Genomic DNA, 17,914 nt, shown 5'->3' with positions numbered 1-17,914 from the left:
GGATTTCAAAAGGGTTTAGGGATGTACAAACATTTTTTAATTACGGTTGCGATATTTTTGATTTCTGGGTGTTCGATCATCGAGCAAATGAAAGAGTTGAATCAGTACCCAGCAGACCATGCTACATACATTAATGGGAAACCATATCAATTCAATACCTTCAAATGTGCAGTCATAGTTAAAATTAACGATGATGGTTCGTTAGAGTGTGTAGACCCTAATGGAAATCCTTCGGCCTTAAAACCTCAGCCAGCACCAGAGTGGGTACTTAATTATTATAGGAAGAAAGGTATTGTTTGGGGATCTGATGCGCATAGAAACTACCTGTATACATATAACTATGGAGGTGGTAAGGAACAGCTCTATGCCAGTATTGCTAACAAGATTGGCGGGTTAGTACAGACCGTTGAAAGCACAAAACGATTGAATGATACGTTAGATGCACTTGGAAATTTTGATAAAGTTGTTTTTGAAGAAAAGCTAAAATCTTTCAACAGATCACTTAATTCAAAATATCGAAAAAATCTGTCACCTTATGAGCAGTATTTATACAATGTTGAACAGTGGAAAATAACAAATAGCAATATTCTAAAACGAGTAAAAGTTAATGAATAAATGTCTGTAATCTGATTTTTAAGATTTGGAACAAAAAATTCTGATTATCCAGAAGAGCTAAAGGAATGAATCAGTGATGCAAAATAGCTATTTCTAAGCTATTCATTTGGTATCGCTTTACATGGAGCGAGGATATTTAGTTGAGTTCTTTTATAGTGGTTGCAGTTTTTGTCCACAAGTTCGGAGCAATAGATTTTGAGTGTGTTCAGAATACTCTCAAGGTTTACTTTAAATTTTTTGTTTGAGTTCTCAGTTAGGTGTACGCAATGCCCTTTTATATAGATTTAGCTCCTTGTTAGGATTTAGGCTTAATTCAGCGTAACTGCTAACGAAAAACGAAGCTGTTTTTTGCACCTGAAGTGATAAATGTTAAAAATTTTTATGCGGACATATGGAGTAAATTGCTTTGATATGTGCGGGGTTATACCGAAATATGAAGATCGCCTTAATTTTTGATATCAAAGATAACAAGGAGTTATAAATATTTATTGTGCAGACTTATGGTGTAATCAGCATGATTGGTGATTCGATCATAAGTTGACATTCAACGACCATAAGTTGTCATTCAATGCTCATATTATGTCACATTATCAAAGCTAAAACAGAGCCAACCATGTCGGCCTTCACCAACATGGTTGCTTATTATTCCTCTCAAGCAGGGTCGAGTATTATTTCAAGATGCAAAAAGTAGATGTGCCAGCAGTGATCGCTTGCAAAACCATCTTTACCTCAAAGCTGAACAGCGGCTAATAAGCCTATCCATTTGACCTAGTGGGCATCATTTTCAACTAAAGTTATTCGACTTACCGAACACATAATTTATAGCATCCATAACGCCTATTGCACTGTAAATATTTTTTGTATTTGCTTCATTAAATAAAGAAATACTCACTGTTTCATTAACAGTGTTAAAATTTCTCATTGTTGCCTCATTATAAAGAAAAGGTTGGTCTTTCCACTGCCCATGAATACACTTTGCCTCAAAATTTGATGATGTTTTGCTGTTGTCTTGCTCTACGTGGATGAATCTACTTGTCTTGGAAATACAAGGGATTATATTGGTGTAGCTAATAAAGCAATCTGTATGTTTGTGGCATCCAATAAAGAAACCATGAGATGATTTATTTAGTGGTATCGAAGTTGCCAGTTGGTCACCGTTGTCAGCAGAGAATACTATCCAATCTCCAAATGTCTTAACAGAGTTGTTCGCTAAAGCTGGTGCGCTAAGTACAGCAATTAAAATTAATAACTTCATGAACTATAAACCTCTCAAGAAAATATCAATAAGCCACTAAAATGATTGTTTAAATATTAATCGCAATGTTTCTTGGGTATCTAATATTTTTCTTTGATAACTAATACTATATTTTCATAAATTGGAACTTATCAGTGCATGCGAGAATAATATTAACTATAAGTAAGGGGGAAGCTTTGAATCGTAGTTAAATGTAGTTTTGTCCCGAAGTGAGTTGTGTATTAGAAACGAAGTATGATTGAATGCGCCATCTGAAGCTTATAATGGAATATAAAGCAAAGAAATAAAATGTCATTTTATGGTAGAAAATGACTTGCATTAAAATATCATGGCTTCTGAGTTTATGCGGGCTGTAAGCTACAAACATCACACCTTATGAGAGAAACACCAGATTGGTGATTGCTCCTTATAATTCAAATTAAAACAGTATGTGACAAATTAGAAGTTAATTAAGTTTAACTTCTAATTTGCTACAAGTCGGATAGAGTATTTATTATTGAATAACAAATAGTAATAAGTTTATGACTTGCTGTTTTAGCTGTTTTCTCTGTGGCCACGATCCTAAGCAATTGCTTCTAAGTGCGCTAGATGAGAGAACATCGAAAAATGTGGAATTTACTTTTAACCATCATAGATATCGAGTTGATTTACAAGAAAATAATCGGCTAACAATTTCATTCGTTAACCATAAAATGGTAGGTCATAATCCGTCAAAATTTGAGCAATGGATTGTGCGGCATCGCTTACAGAGCGCCTCGGTAATTGCTGCTATGAAACGTCGTTTTAATATTGCTGATCAACATCAAAATCTTCCAATTTTTACTCGTTCGCTAAAATTGACTTCAAACAGATGTGGTGCTTTTTTTAATACAGGTTTTTATTCTCCTTTTTCTGCTCAATCAGCCCCACCAAGTTACCAAGATGTTATTTTGGAGAAAATTATTCTAATCGGTGATGAACCTATTTCAGAAGAAGTCGCGCAACGGGCAAGACAATTAAAAGATGAATACAGAAGATTGATCTATGCTCCAGATATAAAAGAAAGTGGAGCTTCTTTTGAATATGTCCAACGTGGCATGCTTGTTTTGACAGTTGATTTACACCACCAAATTATGTGTATAACCCAGCCATTAGTGCCATCTCTAAAGGCCGATTTAAAGCGATTAGGGTATGATCACAATTCGGTTGAAAGAGCACTAGAGCACCTTCCAACTTCAAAGCATTTCGCTTTGCCTTTAACACAAAAAAATCTCGCGGAGTTTCAGTTTTTTAGGCATATGGACGTTGTTGATATGAACCAGTGGCTTGAGGGAGTACTAGGTGTTCACCCTTGCCATCCTGGAAATGAAACGAAGCTTTCAACGTATTCACTGGAGGCAACCTTGAGCTTAAAAGATGAATATGACTTCTTGAGATCGTTTTATTTTTTATTGACAAAGTCTCCGAAGGTACTGCTTGAAATGTGGGAAGATGATCAGAAAAGAGAGTTGTTAACCAGTAAAATAGGTATTTATTGTCCCGTAGGATTTCTTATTAAGCAAATGATTATTAATCAATTGATGCAAGCAACGAATACTCAATATAAGTAAACTGACATCCCTTTAAACTTTGAGCCTCTAGTAGCGTTAAGCTTGGAGGCTGAATACGGCCTATAAAGTCGAAGATTTTCAAACACAGTTATATTTGATTCTTTTTTGCCACTCATCTACTAAATCTATTAGCATTTGTCTTTGGCTTGGTCGCTCTACGATTCTGAGGGAGCGCTCAAACTGTATTAGAATGATTTTTGAATCAACAAGCTTTTCTATTGTTTGAGAGGGTTCAATCAATTTATCTCGATACTCAAGTAAAGATAAAGCCACCAATACAACCCCTGTTCGGCCAATTCCACCCATGCAATGGATAAGCATATGAGGAAACTCAGGCAGACATGTATTAATGTTATCAAGCAAAACGTTAAACTTGTCTAAAGGGTAGCTTTGGCCATCAGCCCAATCGTCTACGCAATATCTGTACACGTAATGACATGAACTGTGACTATCTAACATTTCATAATTATGAAAATAAACTCCCGTTTCGGTTTTTCTTACTGTGATAGATCCGATCATAATTTTTTCGACATTGCCATCAGGGTAGTACGGGATTTTTGTATCGGATGTTCCTGATAAATCCCAAATTATTTGGGTGTTAGTTTGCATAACCATCCTCCAGAAAAGTTCAAATGGTTCTTTAGATGCAGATGGATGCTCCGAAGCGATAATTCGACCAAAATTGGGAACATTAACATAGTTAGCTGAAATCAAGCCTTTTTCAGCAGCTCTATTTCTGGAGGTTTTTATGGGGACAGAAGTGTGCTCTACAATAGGAATGTCGGTGAATAATGAATAGGCCGGCTTTATTAACTGGGCTCGTGCACGCCAATGTTGTGTCGTATTTGTATCTTCTCTTTGCTTTGACTCAGCCTCTGATATAAGGGGGGAACTAATGAAGTACCCTAAGTGAACTGCTTTTGGAAAACGTTGTGTAGCTGGAGTATGGACAAATGTAGAAAGAAGAGAGTGATGTTGACTTTGACGAGATGGACTTGCAACAAATGATTTGGCTGGAACTGCACGAGAAAGACGTGAGCTTAGATAAACTTCTGGGCTTTGGTCTGGATGAGCTTGGGGATGGCCTGATAAACGATAGCTAGGCAGTAGTTGCGGATGTAAAAGGGTATCAGGCTGCATTTCCATAATCTAAGTTGTATAAAATTTGAGAGAACGTAATTTAAAGTTATCCGCTTTCGCTTATAATCGATAACATTATTGGCATATATTGGATTGTTATCTATTGGCTTCCAGTAGAAGTGTTATCAGGAACAAAATTTAAAAATTGTGTATGTAACGCAGCACCTATTGTAGATCCTGTTAAAGCGTAACGGCTTATAAGTGAAGCAACTGCAATTCTATTCACATCCTGCCCTTTATCTGTATCACTAAAATAAATATCAAACTCATTAAAGCAAGTCTGACTCCATTTTGAAGCACCCTTTACAGGTAATTTTATTCTAATAAGCCATTTATTATCTCCATCTTGAATACCTTTATCTCTCATGGTGTTAGTGATAAAAGTGTGGTGTGCATCTGTATATTCACTGAGCGATCGATCGTTTCCTTTATTCCAAAGTAAAGGAGGAAGGTTTTTACCCTCAATTGCTTTAGGGAAGTAGTACTGTTTTGTAGTAGTTGCTTTTGTGGTTATGGCTGTTATTAACCCACTCATACTTAAACCTATTGGCAATTTACAATCGAATTTAAGCAGGTTGGCATGAAAGTGTTAAAATGAGAAATGCAAAAACTACATAAGTTATATGACTTATCAGTACGGCTTGTAACTGGCTGATAACTTAGTGCTATTTCAACAAAATAAGACAGAAATGAGCCGAATTTGCTGGCTCTAATTTTTAGCTAGAGATAATTCAAGTTATATATTATTTAAAGAACTTGACGGTTGTTTTCGCTTCTTGGAGCTTATGGTATATGTCGCTAATTTGATGATTTATTGCTGCTGCTCTACCGTCTGTTCGACCATTTCTTTTTGTAAGCTTCGCCTTTTTATTAGTGAGTTCATCTAGTTTTTTTTGAAGTTCCTGAACGTGTCTATTTTGTTGAACCGCAAAGTTAGCAGCCTTTTGAGGACTTATGTTGTCAAGTCTTACTACATCTCTCGCGCTTAACCTATCTACTTTTACTTTTTGAAGGTATGTTGTATACATTGCAGTAGGATGAGGGTGTGGGCTGTCTTCAGAACTCAGTGCCTCTTTTTGCATTTGAACCCCATCTTGATTTTGTTGGTTTTTGATTGCGTTAGCTGACTGACGAAAAGGGTATGCAGCTAATTCTGTTGAATTATAATCGGGGCTTGAACGTCGTGTTCCTTGGATAGCAGCACTCATTTTTTACCTCTCGAAATAGTTGTTAAGTATCAATAATAAGCTCTATCGATCTTTTTCTTTATTCGAAATGGATATAATTTATTCAGTGCTTATATAGGCTACCAGTAATACAGAGCATAAAATCGAAAACAACAGTGGTTAACAAGTGGCTGTTTTCGAAGGATTGATAATTTGTGCTACTTTTTAGAAAGATTAATGTGGCTAGCAGTGTCTAATATATATCGAACTTTAGAAGGTATGATGAGATGAAAGCTAAAGGTTTTACTAAAGGGATCGCACAAAAAGCGGCTTGGGATTTACCGGAGTCAGAGGTAACGCCTGAATCAATATTCAAGCAACGCCGAAATATTATTAAAGCCTTAGGTTTAGGGGCGGCATCGGCAAGTTTATCCACCAATGTGCAAGCAGGGCTGTTTGATGTGTTTGGTAACGATAAGCCCAAAAAGGCGTTTGAAGTATCTCCACTAATATTTACCAAAAATCAAAGTTATCAAACGTCAGAAATTCTAACGCCAGAAAACAAAGTGATTTCTCACAACAATTTTTATGAATTTGGTACTCGAAAAACAGATCCTAAAGACAATGCTCAAGGATTTAAAGTTAATCCATGGCAGTTAAAGATAGAAGGTGAAGTCGAAAAGCCGCTCAAACTGGATTACGACGATCTATATAAGTTGATTGCTTTAGAGGAAAGAACTTACCGTTTACGATGCGTAGAAGCATGGTCGATGGTTATCCCGTGGGTAGGTTTTTCTTTGGCTGAACTGATTAAGAAAGCCAATCCAACCAGTAAAGCGAAATATGTGGCGTTTGAAACGTTATATGATCCAGAGCAAATGCCGGGGCAGAGAAATCGCTACGTTGGTGGGGGGGTAAGTTATCCCTATGTAGAAGGTCTTACTTTGCCCGAAGCAATGAATGAGCTTAGCTTTTTAGCGGTGGGTTTATATGGTAAAACATTACCACCACAAAATGGTGCGCCTATTCGTTTAGTTGTACCATGGAAATACGGTTTTAAGAGCATCAAATCGATTGTAAAAATTCGTTTAGTTGAGAAAATGCCACCAACCAGCTGGAATATTCTTGCTCCGCATGAATATGGGTTTTATGCCAATGTGAACCCTCAAGTGGATCACCCAAGATGGTCTCAAGCTTCTGAACGAAGAATTGGTGCTGGTGGTTTATTTTCAGCAAAACGGATCCCAACTCAAATGTTTAATGGCTATGGTGATCAAGTTGCCAGCTTGTATAAAGACTTAGATTTAAGGAAAAACTTTTAATGAGAGTGACCCCTAAACAGCTTTTTTGGATCAAAGGGCTGTTTCATCTTGTGGCGTTAGCACCAATTGCTTTTTTGGTGCTTAATGTGTTTAGTGGGGGCGCAGGAGGAGATCCGGTTCAATACATCATTCATTACACAGGCATTGGTGCTTTAAATACGCTTTTAATAACGCTATTAATCAGTCCTATCGCTAAAAAAATGAAATGGCCGTGGTTGATGAGAACTCGCCGTTTGGTGGGATTATATGTTTTTGCCTACGCCACCTTACATATTGCGGCTTATTTTAGTTTGGATCTGTTATTTGAATGGCGATTATTGGGCGAAGAAATCGTTAAACGTCCGTATATTTTAGTTGGTGCCGTTGCCTACTTGATTTTAGTCGCATTAACGGTGACTTCATTGAAAAAGTTGATGTCTAAGATGGGACGTAAATGGCAGACATTACATAACCTTATTTACTTAGTTGTTATCTTAGTGGCAATTCACTTCTTCTGGTCGGTAAAGTCAGAAATTATTCAACCTAGTATATATATAGTCTTAGTCTTAGTGTTGCTTTCATTCCGTTGGCGAAAACTTATCGGATTCTTCAAAGGTTAGAGCGTGTTGATCTTTCAGGATTAAATTTTGTGCTATTTGAGCACTTTTCTGTTCAAGGCGTGAGCAGTGAAGCTTAGTCATCTAAGTAAATTGGTCACAACGCAGAAAAGGAAGTGCTCAAAAGCATCGAAGACAGCGTAAATTGGTCACTTCTGCTGCGTTATCGTTTGTTTATGTGGAAACGAAGTAACGACAGTTTTGTATGTCGGTAATGACCACACAGCACAAACTCTGCCTTGCATAAGATAACCAATTTATCGCTGCAAAAATAAACACGAAAGATCAACACGCCCTAAAGTCTTTTTCATAAAAAAATTAGAAAGTAATGAGCGGAAACTTCAGGTATCCGCTCATTTTTTATGGGATTTCATTGTGACGAAATTTTAAGAAGTTATACTGATAAAATTTACCAATTGCAGCCTTGTTTAACATTAGATTTTCATGTCGTTGATGTTGTCTGGTAAGATGGTAAAAAAATAAAATAAGAACGATAAACAGCCTATAAATGGCATCTTATGGTTGAAAGGACGTAACAAAATTGAGTAGTAAGCAAAAGATTTTGATCAGACTTGGAGTCATGTTCTCGTTACTAACGGGCTGTATAGGCTTAGTGCAAGCGTCGAATTCAATGCACATTACCGTTACTAAAGGGTTTGGTGTTTCGATATACGCCTCGGATCTCGGTGATGCCAAGCAGATTGCCGTGGGCGATCAAGGAACCATTTTTGTAGGTTCAGGCAAATCCGGTAAAGTCACGGCGTTAGTTAAAGCCAATCAAGATGGTCGTGTAGAGCGACGCTATACCATTGCTAAAAATTTAAAGTACCCAGAAGCGATTGCCTATCATCAGGGCAGTCTATATGTGATTTCAGATAATCGAATTTTACAATATCGTGATATAGAAAGACGCTTGCGTCGTCCACTTCGTCCAAAAGTGGTTTACGATAATTTACCCGAAATGGATAAGCGTTATACACGCGTGATGCACTTTGGTCCAGATGGACGCTTGTATGTATCCTTAGGTTCTCCATGTAATGTTTGTGATAGTGATGCACCTTTTGGCAGTATCATTGCGATTGATCTCAGAACAGGTAATACCGAGCAAATTGCAAGCGGTATTCGCAGCGCAAAAGGATTCGATTGGTCACCGGATGACGAACATTTGTGGTTTGTAGACAGTGGTCGAAATTGGATGGGAGATAATCTTCCAGCCGACGAAATCAATCGTCTTGACCACAAAGGGCAGCACTTTGGTTTTCCGTATGTTCATGGGAAAAATGTGAAAGAGCCTGCCTATAAGCAGCCAGTTAATTTATCGGTAAAAGCACCGGAATACGAACTTCCAGCTCACGTTGAACCTGTGGGAATGCTATTTTACCGTGCAAAGCAATTGCCAAAAAAATATCATAATCAACTGTTTATTGCTGAAAATGGCTCCCGCCATCGTTCAAGTAAAGTGGGTTACCAAGTGGTATGGCTCAACATTGAAAATAATAAAGTCGTGAGCCGTAATACACTCATGAGTTTTCTTGATGGCGGGTTTCCTGTCGCAAGACCTTATTCTCTTGCCATTGGTAAAGATGGCGCAATGTATATTTCTGACGATCTGAAAGGCAACATCTATCGCCTGTTTTATAAGGATCCAATGCCTGCACAACAACAGGAAGTGAAACATGACTGATGCTGTAGAACTGAGCTTAGATGGCGTAGAGCAAATGCCACTTCGACGCTTTACTGAAGAGGCTTATCTTAATTATTCCATGTACGTGATCATGGATCGTGCATTACCTCATATTGGCGATGGTTTAAAACCAGTACAGCGACGTATTGTATACGCCATGAGTGAGTTAGGGTTATCAGCTGCGGCTAAATATAAGAAATCAGCCCGTACTGTCGGTGATGTATTAGGTAAATATCATCCTCATGGTGATAGCGCCTGTTACGAAGCTATGGTTTTGATGGCGCAGCCATTTTCGTATCGCTATCCGCTGGTGGACGGTCAAGGAAACTGGGGTGCCCCAGATGATCCTAAATCTTTCGCGGCTATGCGTTATACCGAAGCCAAGCTATCTAAATTTTCAGAAGTCCTGTTAAATGAATTAGGGCAAGGTACGGTCGACTGGGGCGTGAACTTTGACGGTACGATGAAAGAGCCGCTGGTTCTGCCTTCGCGTCTGCCTCATATTCTTTTAAATGGTATTACCGGTATTGCTGTAGGTATGGCTACCGATATTCCACCGCATAATGTCCGTGAAATTGTCGCGGCTAGTGTTGAATTGCTTGAGAATCCAAAAACTGAGCTTTCACGACTATTGGAATTTGTGCCAGGTCCTGACTACCCAACCGAAGCCGAAATCATCACGCCAAAAGCCGATATTCATAAGATCTATGAGACTGGCCGCGGCTCGGTAAAAATGCGAGCGGTTTATAGTGTTGAGCAAGGTGAAATCGTCATTACTGCGCTGCCGCACCAAGTAGGCTGCGCAAAAGTATTAGAACAAATCGCCGCCCAAATGCAGGCGAAAAAGCTGCCGATGGTATCGGATATTCGTGATGAGTCAGATCACGAAAACCCAGTTCGTATGGTGATAGTGCCACGTTCTAACCGTGTTGATTGCGAACAGTTAATGGCGCACCTATTTGCTACAACGGATTTAGAAAAGAACTACCGCATTAACCTTAATATCTTAGGATTAGATGGTCGCCCACAGGTTAAAGGGTTAAAGAAGATCCTAACAGAATGGTTGACGTTCAGAATCGAAACAGTACGTCGTCGATTGCAGTTCCGTTTAGACAAAGTATTAGCTCGCTTGCACGTGTTAGATGCGTTAATGATTGCCTTCCTCAACATTGATGAAGTGATTGAAATCATTCGTTTCCATGACGAGCCAAAAGCCGAATTGATGTCGCGTTTCAATTTAAGTGATAAACAAGCGGAAGCGATTTTAGACCTTAAACTACGCCATCTTGCCAAGCTTGAAGAAATGAAAATCAAGACTGAGCAAGAAGAATTAGCCGCAGAGCGTGATAGCTTGCAACTGACATTAAGCTCAGAACGCCGCATGAAAACCTTGGTGAAAAAAGAGCTTATCAAAGATGGCGAAACTTATGGTGATGAGCGACGTACTCCAATCATTGAACGACAAGAGTCGAAAGCACTATCTGAGCAAGATTTGGTACCAAGTGAAGCTGTAACCGTAGTTATGTCTGACAAAGGCTGGATACGCTGTGCTAAAGGGCATGATATTGATCCAACTGCCTTAAATTACAAGGCTGGTGATAAGTATTTAAGCAGTGCCACTGGCCGCAGTAATCAGCAGAGTGTGTTTATTGACTCTTCAGGTCGAGCTTTTGCCACAGACACTCACACCATACCATCTGCAAGAAGCCAAGGTGAGCCTATCACTACGCGTTTTAATGTTGCCCAAGGCGAATTAGTGCAGCATGTAGTTATGGGGGACGATAGCCAATGCTACTTGATGGCAAGTGATGCAGGATATGGTTTCATCTGTCAGTTCAAAGACATGGTGTCACGCAATAAATCAGGTAAAGCGTTATTAAGCTTACCTGCTAATGCTCAAGCCTTGCCACCACGTACAATTGACAACAATGACGGGGCTTCATTACTTGCCATTACCAATGAAGGTCGGATGTTAATGTTTAGCCTTGATGCATTACCTCAATTAAGCAAAGGTAAGGGCAATAAGATCATTGGTATTCCGTCACAACGTGCTAAAGACAGAGAAGAGCTCCTGACTCACCTTGAAGTTATCCCTGCTGAATCTGCTGTTACTCTATGGGCAGGTAAACGCAAACTGACGTTAAAAGCCTCTGATTTGGAACACTACCGTGGTGAACGCGGCCGCCGTGGTGCAAAATTGCCAAGAGGACTTCAACGTGTTGATAAGGTTGAAGTTGGGGGCGAAGTGAGTATTTCTGATGTAGTTTAGATAATTAGGCTGCGACTAGGCAGCCTTTTTTCTTGCTGTTCATTAATGTTCATTCTGGACTTATTCCATATTTAATAATATTCAATAAATCAAAGCTAAATATTCAAACTTCAGGTACAATTCCCTGCCAAGTGTAAGGGCTCTATTTCTTTAACCCCTTAGATTGTCACAACAACAATATAGGCTTGGTCATGTCAGAAAAACACTACATAAGCGCACAACAATTATTGGAAGACTCATTTCGCTTAGCAGCAAAAGTTTATGAGGATGGCTTCCGTCCACAATACATTGTCGGGATCTGGCGTGGTGGCGCACCTATTGGTATCGCTGTTCAGGAATACTTTGATTATAAAAAAGTCGATACCGACCATATTGCGGTTCGTACTTCTTCTTACTATGGTATTGGTACTGATAAGCAAAGCAAAGAGATCCGTGTTCACGGTTTGCATTACATTATTGAAAATGCCAATGCTGATGAAGGCTTGCTGATCGTTGATGATGTGTTTGATTCAGGGCGTTCTGTGCATGCTTTGATTGAAAAGCTAAAAGAGCAAATGCGTCTTAATTTGCCAAAAGATATTCGTATTGCCTGTCCATATTACAAACCCGCTAATACTGCTGTACCTTTGAAACCTGATTATTTTATTCATGAATCAGATGAATGGTTAGTGTTCCCACATGAAGTTTCTGGGTTAACACCAGAAGAAATCGCTGAAGGGAAAGGGGATTTAGCGAAGATTCGTCATCTTTTTGTTTAGGCTCAAAAAAAGCCGATGCTTAGCATCGGCTTTTTACTATCATCAAACTATCTTATAGACCAAATAGAGACTTAGTTTTAGTTTTACGAATTTCTTTTTCGTCAGACCATTCTATTAAACCGGTTTCCAGATCCATTAAGCGCATGGTCATTTTGTAGTAAACGTCTTTGGTACTTCCAGCTTGTTTTACGATGCTTGAAAGGTTGCCGTACAGCATGTATTGAGCACCAATTTGACGGCCAAACTTGATGGCGGTTGACGGGTCGACCATACCTGAGTTGTTTTGGTAATCTAACTGTTTACGAACAGCATCGACTTTTGTCATATCAATAAAACGGAACTTGCCTGAACGTAGTAGGCGATTACTGATGGAGTCTGTAACGGATTCGGTATCGATATGCTCAGAGGTTTTATTTTTTATGCTATCTACAAAAATAATCGGGCGCTGATTATTTGCTGTTAACATTAATACAGGTGGGAAAGTGAGCATGCTATCCACCATTTTATCGGTGATAGCTTGTAAGTCAGTTGAACCAAAGTTAGCGTTTACGGTTTCAACTTCTTTCGCATCGCCATATTCGACTTTGGATTGACAGGCTGTGAGTGCCAGCACTCCAGCTAAGATGAGCACAGATTTAAATTGTTTCATGGTCAGTTCCGTAAGTAGTAGTTAAAGTCATTGTAATTCTATTAAATCAATATTGAATAAAAACGAACGTAATTTCCAGTTTTTACCACCCATACAAGGGTTTTTCTGCCCGCTTCAATAGTAATATTTTGTGTCTGGCTTTGTTCGACACGGATCGGGTAAGTGCCTGCTTGTACATATTTTCGAGCTAATTGAGCTTGATTAGGCAAAGTGAGCCAGCTTCGTCTATCGGCTTGCTCTGTCACTACATTAAATATCTGAACGGCAAGAGAGCCCAGATCAAATACATCCTTATCTTGTTGATGCTTGCCAGTGATATGTCTAGCTAATTCAGCTTTTGCATACACACGAGCAGCTTGTCTGGCTAAGATAAATGGTAGGTCTTCTCTAAGAGCGTTCATTGCCAATGCATCAATGCTGGTAATTGAAGCTGCGCGCAAAGGTGCTGTCGGAAGACCTGTGATATTTGCTGAACCTGGATACGACGCAGCTTGATAATAGGTAGGTAGATCAATAGTTTGCCAGTTGCTATTAACGGTAAACGGCACACTAAAGTGACCTTTAGGTTGCACGAAACCTTTTTCATAAATAACAATCAACTCACCTTGATTGCTTTTAGGTAGTTTAGGCTCACCAAATTTTCGCTTAAATTCGTTATATTGTGGCATCGACAACTGTTTTGCTAAACGTACAAGACTTTGCTCGACAAATGGGTTGTGTGGCCAAATGGCCGCGGCCTTGCGGTAATCAATAAAGGCGTCATTAGCTTTGCCTAATATTTCATGTAATAACCCTGTGACATAATAACTGTAGGCATTGAGAAAAGAGCTAGTAACGGATCCCGTGCCTTGCCTCAACTTTTCTTCTTGATCGGAAACCACACCGTTGGCGATACGTTGTACCGATTTTTTGGACGATTCATACTTATCTTGCTGGATCTGTTGAAGTTCATTAGCGCGACGAACTTCCACTAACGCACCTTCAAAGTCATGTTCAAACAGATAGTTAAAGGCTTGATATTGATGCAGCATGATACGCTCAAATCCAGGGCCTTCGTAAGGGATCGCGTTGTCGTTGAGAAGTAAACTGCTGGCATTGGCACCAATATCACTGGCGCTGACTACTGCTTTATTATCGAAAGCAAGATATTTCTCAATGGCCTGCTGGTAGTATTTTTTACTTTCGGCAAAGTTACCTGATATTTGAGCAACTCGCCCCGCCTCTTGAGCGTAAAGAAGCCCGTCGCTGCTGGAAATATTACGGGTTAGTTGTGGTAGTTGTGATTCGGGTTGTGACGAATTTAAAGCCTGCTTTTGAGTTTGGATCTGTGATGGATAGCTAACGAATAGACTGCTGGTCGCACAACCTGAAATTGAAAAACATAATGCTAAGCAGACTAAAACTCGTTTCATGCCTTATCCTAAAAAGTGCTGATTACATCGCTATTGGTTCATATTTTATTCTTAATAGACTGTTAGCATAGTAATTAATTCCAGCGGCTTGCAACCCTAGGGTGTGTTTATCTTTCGAGTTTATTTTTGCAGCGATAAATTGGTTATCTTTTGCAAGGTGGAGTTTGTGCTGTGTGGTGAGCCACATAAACAAACGATAACGCAGCAGAGATGGCCAATTTACACTGTCTTCGATGCTTTTGAGCACTTCCTGTTCTGTGTTGTGATCAGCTCACTTAGATGACTAAGCTTCTCTGCTCACGCCTTGAACAGCAAAGCGCTCAAATAGCACAAAATCTAAACCTGAAAGATAAGCACACCCTAATAATGAGGTGGAGGTGTTTCTTCCGACTGACTTGCAATATTGCTAGGTTCCATCGACAGTAATTTTTGTACTACCAGCTCTAACTGATGTTGCTGCTGGGCAATAATGTCGTTGAGCTTTATAACTTCTTGGTTTAATTCTTCAATGGTCAGTTCTTGAAAACTAAGCTTGGCTTCAAGATCATCGACTTGCTGTTGGAGAGTTTGCATAAAAAAATCAGAATGAGTAAATAAGCTATTGTACCTACTCGTTATGATTGTTCCTAGAGGTTTAAAGGCCGGCTTGAGATGAAAGTCGGCTTATATTGCCCTGAATTGTGGCTGAACTTATTCTTGTGGATTATCTCTAAAGGGTTGACACTGATGGCTAGTGCCGTTAAAACAGTGACTTAGTGTATTCTACAACCATTAATTATATTTCGTTTTTTGGTGTGAGTTTATGAATTACTTTATGAAGTTGAATTAACTTTATAAAGTAATTCATAGAGTTAGCTGAAACGATTTTTATGCTGAGGAAGCGTTTAAATGAAGTCTGTATATAAAATTTCTTTAGTGGCATTGGCCGTATTAGGTCTGTCAGCTTGTAACCAAGAGCAAAAAACCACCAAAGACACTGCGGGTACTGAACTGACAACACAAGCACAAAAAGAATCGTACAGTGTGGGCGCTTCTATCGGTAAGTACATGGCAAATCACATCAAAGAGCAAGAAGAGCTTGGTCTACCAGTTGATCGCGCTTTGATTGTTGAGGGTTTTGCTAATGGCCTTAACGATAAGTCAAAATTGACGGAAGAAGAAATGCAAACTCTGTTGCAAGGTCTGGATAAGCGTTTAGCTGAAAAACGTAAATCTCATGCTGATGAAATGGCGAAAAAGAACCTTGAATCAGGTAAAAAATACCTAGAAGATTTTGCGAAAAAACCGGGTGTGGTAACCACAAAATCGGGTCTTGAATATCAAGTATTAGAAGAAGGCAAAGGTCCAAAGCCAAAGGCGACTGACACCGTTGAAGTTCACTACAAAGGTACTTTGATTGATGGAACTGAGTTCGACAGTTCTTACAAGCGTAATCAGACGGTTAAATTCCAACTGAATCGCGTTATTCCTGGTTGGACTGAAGGTGTTCAATTAATGCCTGTTGGTTCTAAGTTCCGTTTCGTTATTCCTTCAAACTTGGCATATGGCGATCGTGACATGGGAACAATCCCTGCAAACTCAACGTTAATTTTTGAGGTTGTGCTAAAGTCTATCGTTAAAGAAGATGCAGCAAAAGCAGAAAAAAAAGCTGACTCTCACGCAGGTCACAGCCACTAATTTGGCTATCTCTTAACTGAAAAGGCGCCGATGGCGCCTTTTTTGTGTCAGTCGTTATATAACTCATGGTATAACTGCCAAAACGAGAAGTTGTTTATACTCGTGATACTTGAAGATGCAGCTTTCAGGGCTTATTCAGCGTTGCATTATTCGAGGCGTGAAAGTGCAGAACTAGCGGGCTAATTTAAGCTTTCACAACAAAGAAGAATCATCGCTGAAAAGCCCACGCCGTGCGAGTTTAATTGCCATTTATACTGCGTTACTTACCCTTGAAATAGAATGCTATTCCTACGGATAAGCGCCTTGCCTAAATGGCAATTAATTCTCGCTGAAACCCTGCAACTTCAAGTATCACGAGTATATAGGCCGTATCCATGGATTTCGAATTCCGTCACAGCACTTTTGATGACAGTATCCACGCTTTTTTTTCAATGGAGCATCATGCTCTCGGGCGTTGGTTCACCGAAGAACTTTCACAACAACTCAATACCATTTCAAAAATAGAGCTAATAATCGAAGAGTTACAGTCAGGAAAACGCCATGAGTGGAAGTTGATTGGGCGTACACTTTCACTCGAGCTTCATAGAGATCAAGCACTAATTGTTGATAATAGTTTGGGAATTGACTGTGAGGAAGATTTGCAAGAAGACCTGAATTTGTATGACTCAGAATTAACGGCCACTTGTGGATTGGAAGATTTTGAACAAGCGTTAATGAGCTTTAAATCCTTTGTAAAAAATTGATGTGGATCAAGTTGATGTTCGGTTTCAACCGAAGATAAATTGTTCACAAAATTTGTTTGATCCTGATCATTAATTACATCGAATAACTGTACTAACCTGTAGCTGTATTTAAATGAAAGAGGATTTCTACAATGGCATTCTGGTTAGATTTGATGTTTGGCAATTGGATTGGTTTATTATCCATGATTGTGATTTTTTCAACTCTAGGTATTGTTTCTTACATATTGTGGATGTTTGTAGTTAAGTCACGCGTAGAATAACTCTTTCATACAAACTTGCCTTGTTCTTGTTGTAGACACCGATATTACAGCTTCCCCCCCTCTCCGGCTGTAATATCGGATTTTTATTTGTGTCTACGCCACTTGCTTTCTCGTTGAACTCAGACCGCTGATAAAAGCTGGGCGTGACTTAATGAGTCGCTGCAGTTCCAACTCATTTGGTGTGCCTTCAGGTAACCTTAGTATTTTTCGATTCAGTTTACGGCGTGCTTGCAAGGTGATTTTATAGTCTGCCGTTGCGGATTGGATCGCAAAATGCTGCTCATTACCGATGCATTCGATAATATGCGCTTTTGTTAAGCTTTGAACGGCCAAATTATCCATAGGAAGTGAGAGTATTGGACTGCTCTGTAAAAAGAATTCCCGAAGCAGGGCGCGCTCATAAGCGTCAAAAAAATTGATCTTTTCATTAATAACGGCATTGATACGTTTTTCACTGTAATGCTCAATACCTGCATCGAGCAGATGATCACACAGTTTGGCTAAGAAGTACGCCGCTGAAATTAATATGCTCAATCCGAAGAAGTGTTGCTGGCTTTGTTGTAGTCCCGATAAGCCTAATTGGTTAATGATAGAAGTTGGTAGGAACAACAAGCTGCTGCTTAGGAGCAGTGTCCAGAGCATAAGCGTATATAGCCACCTTGTTTGAGTGAGGTATTTCTTAATGTAGTGAGAAAATTTGGCCATGAGATTTTACCGTCATAAATTTGAACCCGCTTACTTGAATAGCAGGTTCTATGCCAGTTAAACCTTATTTTTTA

The 17,914-nt window shown here is 39.3% G+C and carries 19 protein-coding genes; 10 read left to right on the top strand and 9 right to left on the bottom strand.

Annotated elements, in window-relative coordinates; all coding sequences use genetic code 11:
- Nucleotides 1-21: 21 nt before the first annotated feature.
- The gene (locus tag AC1EU0_RS04950; RefSeq protein WP_480300848.1) at nt 22-615 is read left to right on the top strand and encodes a hypothetical protein; all 594 of its coding nucleotides are present in this window, start codon (nt 22-24) and stop codon (nt 613-615) included.
- Nucleotides 616-1,399: 784 nt separating this feature from the next.
- On the opposite strand, the gene AC1EU0_RS04945 is transcribed toward AC1EU0_RS04950, so the two are convergent.
- Nucleotides 1,400-1,870: a hypothetical protein gene (locus tag AC1EU0_RS04945; protein WP_480300846.1), complete on the bottom strand. Its 471-nt coding sequence runs from the start codon at nt 1,868-1,870 to the stop codon at nt 1,400-1,402.
- Nucleotides 1,871-2,478: 608 nt separating this feature from the next.
- On the opposite strand from AC1EU0_RS04945, the gene AC1EU0_RS04940 reads away from it, so the two are divergent.
- Nucleotides 2,479-3,459, top strand: coding sequence for a hypothetical protein (locus AC1EU0_RS04940; RefSeq protein WP_480300844.1), 981 nt, complete (start codon nt 2,479-2,481; stop codon nt 3,457-3,459).
- A gap of 78 nt (nt 3,460-3,537) precedes the next feature.
- Here AC1EU0_RS04940 and AC1EU0_RS04935 read toward each other — a convergent pair whose 3' ends face one another.
- From AC1EU0_RS04935 to AC1EU0_RS04925, 3 genes are all read right to left on the bottom strand, one after another.
- Complete coding sequence (locus AC1EU0_RS04935) at nt 3,538-4,599, bottom strand: protein-tyrosine phosphatase family protein (RefSeq protein WP_480300842.1); 1,062 nt, start codon at nt 4,597-4,599, stop codon at nt 3,538-3,540.
- A 100-nt stretch (nt 4,600-4,699) separates the two neighbouring features.
- Nucleotides 4,700-5,134, bottom strand: a complete 435-nt coding sequence (locus tag AC1EU0_RS04930; protein ID WP_480300841.1) for a hypothetical protein — start codon at nt 5,132-5,134, stop codon at nt 4,700-4,702.
- Nucleotides 5,135-5,342: 208 nt separating this feature from the next.
- The gene (locus tag AC1EU0_RS04925) at nt 5,343-5,807 is read right to left on the bottom strand and encodes a hypothetical protein (protein WP_480300839.1); all 465 of its coding nucleotides are present in this window, start codon (nt 5,805-5,807) and stop codon (nt 5,343-5,345) included.
- A 245-nt stretch (nt 5,808-6,052) separates the two neighbouring features.
- Between AC1EU0_RS04925 and msrP the strand changes: the two genes are divergently transcribed.
- The 5 genes from msrP (at nt 6,053) to AC1EU0_RS04900 (ending at nt 12,394) form a co-directional block, all read left to right on the top strand.
- Complete coding sequence (gene msrP, locus AC1EU0_RS04920) at nt 6,053-7,087, top strand: protein-methionine-sulfoxide reductase catalytic subunit MsrP (protein WP_480300837.1); 1,035 nt, start codon at nt 6,053-6,055, stop codon at nt 7,085-7,087.
- Nucleotides 7,087-7,686, top strand: coding sequence for a protein-methionine-sulfoxide reductase heme-binding subunit MsrQ (gene msrQ / locus AC1EU0_RS04915; RefSeq protein ID WP_480300836.1), 600 nt, complete (start codon nt 7,087-7,089; stop codon nt 7,684-7,686). Before msrP ends, msrQ begins: the two co-directional genes overlap by 1 nt.
- Before the next feature lie 577 nt (nt 7,687-8,263).
- Nucleotides 8,264-9,367, top strand: coding sequence for a PQQ-dependent sugar dehydrogenase (locus AC1EU0_RS04910; protein ID WP_480300963.1), 1,104 nt, complete (start codon nt 8,264-8,266; stop codon nt 9,365-9,367).
- Nucleotides 9,360-11,636: a DNA topoisomerase IV subunit A gene (parC, locus tag AC1EU0_RS04905; protein ID WP_480300834.1), complete on the top strand. Its 2,277-nt coding sequence runs from the start codon at nt 9,360-9,362 to the stop codon at nt 11,634-11,636. Before AC1EU0_RS04910 ends, parC begins: the two co-directional genes overlap by 8 nt.
- Before the next feature lie 191 nt (nt 11,637-11,827).
- Entirely contained in the window at nt 11,828-12,394 is a 567-nt protein-coding gene (locus AC1EU0_RS04900) for a phosphoribosyltransferase (RefSeq protein ID WP_480300832.1), read from the top strand.
- 52 nt (nt 12,395-12,446) lie between these two features.
- Here the strand turns inward: AC1EU0_RS04900 and lpoB are convergent, their stop codons facing one another.
- From lpoB to AC1EU0_RS04880, 4 genes are all read right to left on the bottom strand, one after another.
- A complete protein-coding gene (gene lpoB / locus AC1EU0_RS04895) occupies nt 12,447-13,043 on the bottom strand; it encodes a penicillin-binding protein activator LpoB (protein WP_121838148.1) in 597 nt (198 codons plus the stop codon).
- Nucleotides 13,044-13,084: 41 nt separating this feature from the next.
- Nucleotides 13,085-14,455, bottom strand: coding sequence for a COG3014 family protein (locus AC1EU0_RS04890; protein WP_480300830.1), 1,371 nt, complete (start codon nt 14,453-14,455; stop codon nt 13,085-13,087).
- A 22-nt stretch (nt 14,456-14,477) separates the two neighbouring features.
- The gene (locus AC1EU0_RS04885; RefSeq protein ID WP_480300828.1) at nt 14,478-14,702 is read right to left on the bottom strand and encodes a hypothetical protein; all 225 of its coding nucleotides are present in this window, start codon (nt 14,700-14,702) and stop codon (nt 14,478-14,480) included.
- Between the two features lie 113 nt (nt 14,703-14,815).
- Complete coding sequence (locus AC1EU0_RS04880) at nt 14,816-15,028, bottom strand: SlyX family protein (protein ID WP_480300827.1); 213 nt, start codon at nt 15,026-15,028, stop codon at nt 14,816-14,818.
- Nucleotides 15,029-15,343: 315 nt separating this feature from the next.
- On the opposite strand from AC1EU0_RS04880, the gene fkpA reads away from it, so the two are divergent.
- The 3 genes from fkpA (at nt 15,344) to AC1EU0_RS04865 (ending at nt 17,135) form a co-directional block, all read left to right on the top strand.
- Nucleotides 15,344-16,132: an FKBP-type peptidyl-prolyl cis-trans isomerase gene (gene fkpA / locus AC1EU0_RS04875; protein ID WP_480300825.1), complete on the top strand. Its 789-nt coding sequence runs from the start codon at nt 15,344-15,346 to the stop codon at nt 16,130-16,132.
- A 374-nt stretch (nt 16,133-16,506) separates the two neighbouring features.
- A complete protein-coding gene (locus AC1EU0_RS04870) occupies nt 16,507-16,875 on the top strand; it encodes a YacL family protein (RefSeq protein ID WP_480300823.1) in 369 nt (122 codons plus the stop codon).
- A 131-nt stretch (nt 16,876-17,006) separates the two neighbouring features.
- Entirely contained in the window at nt 17,007-17,135 is a 129-nt protein-coding gene (locus AC1EU0_RS04865) for a DUF3149 domain-containing protein (RefSeq protein ID WP_480300821.1), read from the top strand.
- Between the two features lie 93 nt (nt 17,136-17,228).
- Here AC1EU0_RS04865 and AC1EU0_RS04860 read toward each other — a convergent pair whose 3' ends face one another.
- The gene (locus AC1EU0_RS04860) at nt 17,229-17,840 is read right to left on the bottom strand and encodes a superinfection exclusion B family protein (protein WP_480300819.1); all 612 of its coding nucleotides are present in this window, start codon (nt 17,838-17,840) and stop codon (nt 17,229-17,231) included.
- Nucleotides 17,841-17,914: the final 74 nt, after the last annotated feature.

It is taken from the genome of Parashewanella sp. 2210YD4-3 (genome assembly GCF_056591735.1).
Note: the sequence above shows the minus strand (reverse complement) of the source record. Positions and strands in the feature narration are given on the sequence as shown.